General features: G+C 70.6%; 5 protein-coding genes, 1 tRNA gene and 1 pseudogene. 4 read left to right on the top strand and 3 right to left on the bottom strand.

The annotated features are described in order from the left end of the window. Positions 1 to 682: 682 nt before the first annotated feature. From ACGFI2_RS16130 to ACGFI2_RS16120, 3 genes are read left to right on the top strand one after another with little or no spacing between them, the layout of a single operon-like run. Positions 683 to 2,242, top strand: coding sequence for a replication initiator (locus tag ACGFI2_RS16130; protein ID WP_393516912.1), 1,560 nt, complete (start codon positions 683 to 685; stop codon positions 2,240 to 2,242). Next, entirely contained in the window at positions 2,239 to 2,436 is a 198-nt protein-coding gene (locus tag ACGFI2_RS16125) for an excisionase family DNA-binding protein (protein WP_393516909.1), read from the top strand. The genes ACGFI2_RS16130 and ACGFI2_RS16125 overlap by 4 nt, the downstream gene beginning before the upstream one ends. After that, positions 2,436 to 3,653, top strand: a complete 1,218-nt coding sequence (locus ACGFI2_RS16120) for a tyrosine-type recombinase/integrase (protein WP_393516906.1) — start codon at positions 2,436 to 2,438, stop codon at positions 3,651 to 3,653. The genes ACGFI2_RS16125 and ACGFI2_RS16120 overlap by 1 nt, the downstream gene beginning before the upstream one ends. Before the next feature lie 78 nt (positions 3,654 to 3,731). Here the strand turns inward: ACGFI2_RS16120 and ACGFI2_RS16115 are convergent. Then, positions 3,732 to 3,805: transfer RNA gene (locus ACGFI2_RS16115), tRNA-Pro, on the bottom strand. Between the two features lie 75 nt (positions 3,806 to 3,880). Further along, the gene (locus ACGFI2_RS16110) at positions 3,881 to 4,774 is read right to left on the bottom strand and encodes a metallophosphoesterase (RefSeq protein ID WP_393516903.1); all 894 of its coding nucleotides are present in this window, start codon (positions 4,772 to 4,774) and stop codon (positions 3,881 to 3,883) included. A gap of 25 nt (positions 4,775 to 4,799) precedes the next feature. Between ACGFI2_RS16110 and ACGFI2_RS16105 the strand changes: the two genes are divergently transcribed. Beyond that, complete coding sequence (locus tag ACGFI2_RS16105; RefSeq protein WP_393516901.1) at positions 4,800 to 5,255, top strand: GatB/YqeY domain-containing protein; 456 nt, start codon at positions 4,800 to 4,802, stop codon at positions 5,253 to 5,255. Between the two features lie 544 nt (positions 5,256 to 5,799). Here the strand turns inward: ACGFI2_RS16105 and ACGFI2_RS16100 are convergent. Beyond that, positions 5,800 to 7,515, bottom strand: a pseudogene (locus ACGFI2_RS16100) (transglycosylase domain-containing protein); the annotation flags it as partial. Between the last annotated feature and the right edge of the window lie 556 nt (positions 7,516 to 8,071).

The raw sequence follows: 8,071 nt of genomic DNA, 5'->3' as shown, positions 1-8,071 counted from the left end.
GCACATCCTGCACTGGTCAATCTGGCGACGAACATCCCAAGCCCGAGCCCGCCGATCCCACTACCAGGGCAGACAGGCCAAGTGACGTTGGAGTACTAGGCCGAACGTCAAGCATGCCCTGGGGCCGAACCGTCAAGCATGTGGTGGGACCAGACAGGCGGCAATCCGGTTCGAGCGCCTTCGACGCGGGGTCACGGCGGGTTGACGTGTCGGTACCCGGTGCTACCCTGGTCCTCGTCGAGCACGCCAGCGCGGCCTTCCTGCCAGATCGCTGAACTCGACTTCGGAGCTGCCGAGCGGCCTTCCTGCCGCTGACGCGGGTCACGCCCCGCCGGCTCTCGATCGCACCGGCCGCTGTGTCGGCCCGGAATCCGCTGAGCGGCCCAGCACGGCCTTCCCGCCGTCCACGATGGCCCTCGGATTCGCGCACCTCGACGGGTGGGGAGCGCCTGCGGCAACCCCCGGAAGCCGACGACCAGGCACCCCACCCGTCCCGGCATCACTCAGAACACAGGAACCCAGCTCACCGGCGGTCCAAGGCCGATGGCCTACACCCGCCCTCCGGCGTGAGCCGCCCTCTCCGGCGGTGCCAGGAGACACCACGAACACCACGGACGGACACCGCGCCGGCGTCCGGTGGCAGTTCGTCGCCCGTCCCCTGTCACCCCTTGAGGAGAAAACCGTGTCCACCCTCACCGCCGGCCGTGACGTCCAGGCCCTGCGCCGCGCCGCCGCCCCGGACTACTTCGGCTGGCTGGAGCACACCCGCGCCGCCGGAGGCTGCACCCGTCCGATCCGCCTGACCGGCACCGTCACCGCCGTCGAACCCGACACCGGCCGCGTCCTGGCCGAACGGCACACCGACGAATTGCCCGACCGGACGCTCTACAAGGCGTGCGGCAACCGCCGTGCCGCCCAGTGCCCCGACTGCGCCTGGGTCTATGCCGGTGATGCCTTCCAGGTCGTCCGCTGCGGCCTGACCGGCGGCAAGACCATCCCCGCCACCGTCAGCGCCCATCCGGTCGTCTTCGCGACCTTCACCGCGCCATCCTTCGGCCCGGTCCACCACCGGCACATCCCCCGACACACCTGCGCCGGCCGTCGGCGCTGCGACTGCCGTCCCGCACCCTGCCGCGCCCGGAGCACCGCCGGCACCTGCCCGCACGGGCAGCCCGCGGCCTGCTTCACCCGCCACGACGCCGACGATCCGCAGCTCGGTCGACCGCTCTGCCTGGACTGCTACGACCACGACCACCAGGCCGTCTGGAACCACTTCTCCGGCGAGCTGTGGCGGCGCACGAAACAGGCCATCGAACGGCACCTCACCGCAGTGTGCCGCCGACGCGGCATCCCCCACGTCCAGGTCACCACCGAATCCGGCCGAATCCGGCGGGTGCCTCCGGTGCGGGTGTCCCACGGCAAGGTCGCCGAGATGCAGCGCCGGGGCGCGGTGCACTTCCACGTCCTGCTGCGCCTCGACGGCGTCGACCCCCACGACCGGCACGCCCTGGCGCCGCCACCGGCCGGCATCACCGCCGACGACCTCGACGCCGCCGTCCACGCCGCCGCCCGGCAGATCACCGTCACCACCCCGCCGCACCCCGACCGCCCGCAGGGCTGGCCGATCGCCTGGGGTGAGCAGGTCGACGTACGCCGCATCGGCGTCAGCGACGGCGACGTGACCGACGGGAAGGTGGCCGCCTACCTCGCCAAGTACGCCACGAAGTCCACCGAGGTCACCGGCCACTGCTCCACCCGACTCACCCCTGACACCGTCGACGCCTACGCCGACCCGGAAGGCGACCACCTCGCCCGCCTCATCGACGCCTGCTGGCGACTCGGCCGCCCCACCCGGCACCCCATGACCCGGACAGCCAGGAAGACAGAAGACCGTCAAGGCGACCTTGACACCACACCCAACGTTTACGCCGGGCTGCGCCGGTGGGCGCACATGCTCGGCTACGGCGGTCACTTCCTCACCAAGGCCCGCCGCTACTCGGTCACCTTCGGCCTGCTCCGCGACACCCGCGCCGCCTACCGCCGCACCGAGCACACCGGCACCGCCGACAGTGACGACACCGCCGGCACGGTCACCGTGGGCACGCTGGCCTTCGTCGGCTCCGGCTGGCTGACCGACGGCGACGCCCTGCTCGCCAACACCGCCGCCGCCCAACGCCGGGAACGCCAACGCGTCGGCCGGGAAGAGCTCGCCCACGAGGCGTGGTCGGGGGTGGCGGCGTGACCCGACCCCTCACCCCGCGCTGGTACTCGCCCGCCGAGGTCGCCGTCCTGCTCGGCTTCGGCCTGTCCAAGGTCAAGATGAAGATCGCCACCGGCGAGCTGCGCTCCATCAAGGACGGCAAGTACCGCCGCGTCCTGCCCGAGTGGGTCGACGACTACGTCCGCGAGCAGGTCCAGCGGCAGGAGGCCGCCTGATGCCCGCCCGCACCCGCGCCAACGGGGAAGGCTCGATCTTCCCGTACCGCAACGGCTTCGCCGCGTACGTCTGGGTCACCAAGCCTGACGGCAAGCGGACCCGCAAGTACGTCTACGGCCAGACCCGGGAGGCCGTCCACGACAAGTGGATCAAGCTGCACCAGCAGGCCAAGGCCGGGCCGGTCGCCACCCGGGTCCCGACCCTCGGCGACTACCTGACCTACTGGCACCGGGAGGTCGTGCGCCCCAACCTCGCGCCGCTGACCTGCGCCACCTACGAGACGATCCTCCGGCTGTACGTCATCCCCGGGCTCGGCGGGAAGCGGCTCGACCGGCTCCAGGTGCGCGACGTGCAGACCTGGATCAACGAGGTGGCCCGCACCTGCCAGTGCTGCGCCCAGGGAAAGGACGCCCGCCGCCCGGAACTCAGGCGGCGCTGCTGCGCGCTCGGTCGGTGCTGCGGTGACACGCCGTCCGCCCGCACCGTCAAGGACATCCGGGGTGTGCTGCGCTCGGCGCTCAACCACGCCGCCACCGAGGAACTGGTCACCCGCAACGCCGCCGCCCTGGTCAAGCTCCCACCGGTCCGTCGCCGCAGGGGCAGGGCGTGGACCAGTGACGAGGCGCGTCGCTTCCTGGAGTCCGCGCGGGCCGACCGCGATCCGTTCTATGCCGCGTACGTGCTGATCCTGGTGCTCGGCCTGCGCAAGGGTGAGGTGCTCGGCCTCACCGGGGACGCCGTGGACCTGGCGGCGGGGGAGTTGTCGATCGGCTGGCAGTTGCAGCGGGTCGGCGGCCAACTGCTGCACCGCGAAACCAAGACGCAGACCTCGGACGCCACCCTCCCGCTGCCGGACATCTGCGCGGCGGCACTCGACCTCCGTCAGAGCGCGAGGAAGGCCGACCGTGACGAGGCGGGCATCGCCTGGCAGGGCTCGCCGCTGTTGTTCACCACCCGCTACGGAACCCCCGTCGAGCCGCGCAACTTCAACCGCTCCTGGGACGCCCGCTGTGTCCGGGCCGGGGTCCGGAAGATCACCGTGCACGACGCCCGGCGTACCTGCGCCACCCTGCTCGTCGACCTGGACGTGCACCCGCGCGTCATCATGCAGGTGCTCCGGCACGCCGAGGTGTCGGTGACGATGGAGATCTATTCGCAGGCGTCCTCGGACGCCACCCGCGACGCCCTCAAGCGCCTGGGCGAGAGCCTGCGCTGACCGCTGCTGCTGTACTCCACTGCTGTACAGAAGCACCAGAGGGCACATCCATGGCTCGGATGTGCCCTCTGACCTCTGTCGGGGTGGCCGGATTCGAACCGACGACCTCTTCGTCCCGAACGAAGCGCGCTACCAAGCTGCGCCACACCCCGAGGCGTGCCGACAAATAGTAGCCCACCCGTCTCCGGGGTCAAACTCGGTACCCCCTGCGCTGCCGGGCGGTCGGTTCAGCGGGAGATCAGGGTCAGGATGCTCGCCTCGGGTGGGCAGGCGAAGCGGACCGGGGCGGTCGGGTGGGTGCCCAGTCCGGCGGAGACGTGCAGCCAGGAGTCCGAGCCGGGCCAGCGGTGCAGGCCACGGGCCATCGACCGGGGCAGCCCGCAGTTGGTCACCAGGGCGCCGTATCCGGGCACGCAGACCTGCCCGCCGTGGGTGTGCCCGGCCAGCAGCAGCCCGAAGCCGTCGGCGGCCATCCGGTCCAGCACGGCCGGCTCCGGGGAGTGGGCCAGGGCGATCGACAGCGCGGCGGAGTCACCGACCGGCCCGGCCACCGCCTCGTAGTCGTCCCGTTCGATGTGCGGGTCGTCCACCCCGACCAGTTCGATCTCCCGGCCGCCGGCCTTGAGCGTGGTGCGGGCGTTGTTCAGGTCCACCCAGCCCGCGCCGGTGAGGATGCCGCGCAGCTCCTCGTACGGCAGCGGCACGCCCTCGGTGTACTCCCGGTCGGGCAGGAAGTAGGCGAACGGGTTCTTCAGCACCGGCCCGGTGTAGTCGTTGGAGCCGAACACGAACGCGCCGGGCACATCGAGCAGCGGCTGGAGGGCCCGCAGCACGGCGGGCACCGCCTCCGGGTCGGCCATGTTGTCGCCGGTGACCACCACCAGGTCCGGGTCGAGCGCCGCCAGCGAGGCCACCCAGTCCTGCTTGCGCCGCTGGTTGGGCATCATGTGCAGGTCCGACAGGTGGAGCACCCGCAGCGGCTCGGCGTCGGTCGGGAGCACCGGCACGTCGTACCGGCGGAGGGTGAACAGGTTGCGTTCGACGAGCGACGCGTAGGCCAGGGTCGCCGCGCCGGCGGCGACGGTCCCGGCCGTGAGCCGGAATAGTGTGCGCTTTCGCATGGTGTTCAGGGTAGTTTCACCGTCCATGAGCACGCTGAAGGACCGTCTCACCACCGACATGCGCGCCGCTCTCAAGGCGCGCGACGAGCTGACCACCTCCACGCTGCGGATGGCCCTGGCGGCCGTCGGCAACGCGGAGGTCGCCGGCCGCGAGAAGCGCGAGCTCAGCGACGACGAGGTGCTCGCGGTGCTGGCCAAGGAGGCGAAGAAGCGGCGCGAGGCGGCCACCGCCTTCGCCGACGCCGGGCGCGCCGAGCAGGCCGGCAAGGAGACCGCCGAGGGCGAGGTGCTGGAGCGCTACCTGCCGAAGCAGCTCTCCGACGACGAGGTGGCCGAGCTGGTCTCGGGGGCGCTCGCCGCGGGTGGCTTCACCGGTAAGGCGCAGATGGGCCCGGCCATGAAGGCGGCCCAGGCCGCGGTGGCCGGCCGGGCCGAGGGGGGCCGCGTCGCCGCCGAGGTACGCCGCCAGCTCGGCCTCTGACCGTACGTCGGGAAACGGAACGGGCGGGCCCCCGCTCGGGGTGCCCGCCCGTCGTCGTCGTTACCGGTCAGCGTCGTCCCGGCCGGCCGTTGCCGGGGTTCGGTGGCACCGCCGGCCCGGTGGCATCGCCCGGTTTCGGCGCGCCCTGGCCGGAGCTGACCTCGATCAGGACCACGCCGCCCTTGATGGTGCGCCCGTCCGGGCTGGTGCCGGCCGCGGTGCCCGCCGGGCACTCCGACGGCACCTTGTTGCTGGAGACGACCGGCTCGAAGCCGGCGCCGCTGATCCGCGACTTGGCGGCGTCCACGGACTGGCACTTCACGCCGGGGATCGAGCGCTGGTCACCCATGACGATCTTGCCGCTCGGCGGGGTGAAGTTCTTCCGTTCCTTGCCCTTCATGGCGTCCCGCAGCGTCTCGTAGACGGCGGGGTTGATGCCGTCCTTGACGTCGTGGCCCATCTTCTGGTTGGTCTGCGCCCAGTCCGGGTCGGCCATGATGCCGGCCACCGCGTACTGCTTGGTCATGGCGACCAGGGCCGACGTCTTCTCCGAGTCGGTGGTGCCGGACTTGCCGGCCACCGGCGCCTTGACGATCCCGCGGACGTTGCCGGCGGTGGGGGTGCCGCACTTCGAGGTGGAGGAGTGGTCACCGACCGGGCAGCGGGCCGCGTCCACGGCGGCGCGCGCCACCTCGGTGCTGACCCGCTGCTCGCAGTGCGGGTTGGCGATGTCGAGCTTGTCGCCGTCCGGCCCGCGGATCTCCTGCACCGGGATCGGCTCGCAGTACTTGCCGTCGGCGGCCAACGTGGCGTACGCGTTGGCCAGCTCGAGCGGGGTGGTCTGCGAGACGCCGAGGCTGAACGCGCCCCACTGGTGCGGGTTGGCGGCGAACTGCGCGTCGCTCGACGAGCGGAAGTTGATGCCGAGCTTCTGCGCCGCCTTGACCACGTTCTCCGCGCCGACCCGCTGCTGGAGGTCGATGAAGAACGTGTTCACCGAGAAGCCGAAGCCGCTCCACATGGTGTGCAGGCCGGCCATCGAGGGGTTGGCGTTCTTCGGGCAGTACTTGTTCGTGCCCGGGCAGGCGGCCGGTGAGTTGAACTCGACCGGGTAGTCGGACTTGAACATCGGCTGGGCGTTGATGCTGTAGCTGAGCGGGTAGCCCTTCTCCAGCGCGGCCACCAGCGTGAAGATCTTGAAGGTCGAGCCGGCCTGGTAGCCGGCGATGCCCGGACCGCCGGTGACCAGCGGGTTCACCGTGTTCGGGTAGTTGCCCCGGATCTTCTTCTTGGCCTTCTTCGGATCGCTGGAGATCTTGTTCTGCGGGTTCTTCGGGTCGTCGATCTTGAACTTGCGGTTCACCGCCACGGCCCGGACCCGGCCGGTGCCGGGTTCGATCACGGCCACCATCCGGGCCGCCTTGCTGCTGTTGCTCAGGTGGTTGCGGACGGCCTTGTCGGCGGCCGCCTGCGCCTGCACGTCCAGGCTGGTGACGATGGTGTAGCCGCCGCTCTTCAGCCGCCGCTCCCGGTCGTACGTGGTGGCGCCGAACGTCTCCTGCTGGAGCCACCAGCGGTAGAAGAAGTCGCAGAAGAAGCCCCAGGAGTTGGTGTTGGCCTGCACGCAGCCGTTCGGGGTGCGCTTGTCCTTCACCACCAGCTTGATCTTCTTGGCGGCGTCCGCCTCCTGCTGGCTGATCGCGCCGATCTGCACCATGTTCTGGATGACGTAGTCGCGCCGGCCGACCGCCTCCGGGTAACCGGACTTGGTGGTCGGGTCGAACGAGGTCGGCGCCTTGACCAGGCCGGCGAGCATCGCCGACTCCTGGATGTCGAGCTTGCTGGGCAGCTTGCCGAAGTAGACCTGACTGGCGGCGAAGATGCCGTACGCGCCGTTGCCGAACGCGGCGATGTTCAGGTAGCGCTCCAGGATCTCGTCCTTGGAGAGCTCCTTGTCGACCTGGAGCGCGAGGCTCATCTCGCGCAGCTTTCGGGTGCTGGTGTCCTCGGTGGCGGCGACCACGTCGGCCGGGTGGGTGGCCGAGTAGGAGATGGCCAGCCGGACGTACTGCATGGTGAGCGTGGACGCGCCCTGCCGCGAGGAGCCGGCGGACTGGTTGTTGACGAACGCCCGGGCGACGCCGTTGAGGTCCACGCCGTTGTGCTTGTAGAAGTCGTGGTCCTCGGCCGCGATGATGGCCTTCCGCATGTACGGCGAGATGTCCTTGAGCTTGACGTCCTTGCGGTTCTCGTCGTACATCGTGGCCAGCGGCGTCTTGCCGTCCGAGGCGAGCACGTTGGTGATCTGCGGGGCCCGGGCCACCGTCAGCTCCTTGGGCAGCGCGCCGAATGTCTCGGCGCCCGCCTTGGCGGCAAGTCCGGACATCGCTACCGCGGGGAAGGCCGCCGCGGCGACCACCACGCCGGCCAACAGGCCACAGATCAGCAGCGATGCGGCGTTGGTAAACACATTGTGGTCACGTTTCCGCATCCAGGTCACCTCGACAGGGTACGCGAGCAGGGATCGGCGGGCGCACGGGGAACTTTCCCCATTTCCATCACGCGCCGGCCTCGTTGTGCTAAACGCACGACCCCCGGGGCGAGGTTGCGTGAGATCCGCAGAAGTCTCCTCCGAACGGGGAAGTGGGGGTGGCGTTTTCCCGTACCGGGGCCGGGTAGACGGCGGATGAAGGCCCGGGAAGCCGGGAATGTCCGGAACGATGGATTTCGCCGACAACGTTGCGTAATCGGGCGACTACACAGCATGATGGTGGCGGCGATCGCAGCCACGCGTCGTCCGTGCCGCCCTGGGGAGG

The organism is Micromonospora sp. NPDC049282, assembly GCF_043197045.1.
Classification (GTDB): Bacteria; Actinomycetota; Actinomycetes; order Mycobacteriales; family Micromonosporaceae; genus Micromonospora.
Note: the sequence above shows the minus strand (reverse complement) of the source record. Positions and strands in the feature narration are given on the sequence as shown.

Bases quoted from the DNA above. Each gene is read 5' to 3' on its own strand.
- ACGFI2_RS16105 (WP_393516901.1), top strand. From the start codon at position 4,800: ATGAGCACGCTGAAGGACCGTCTCACCACCGACATGCGCGCCGCTCTC.
- ACGFI2_RS16120 (WP_393516906.1), top strand. From the start codon at position 2,436: ATGCCCGCCCGCACCCGCGCCAACGGGGAAGGCTCGATCTTCCCGTAC.
- ACGFI2_RS16110 (WP_393516903.1), bottom strand. From the start codon at position 4,774: ATGCGAAAGCGCACACTATTCCGGCTCACGGCCGGGACCGTCGCCGCC.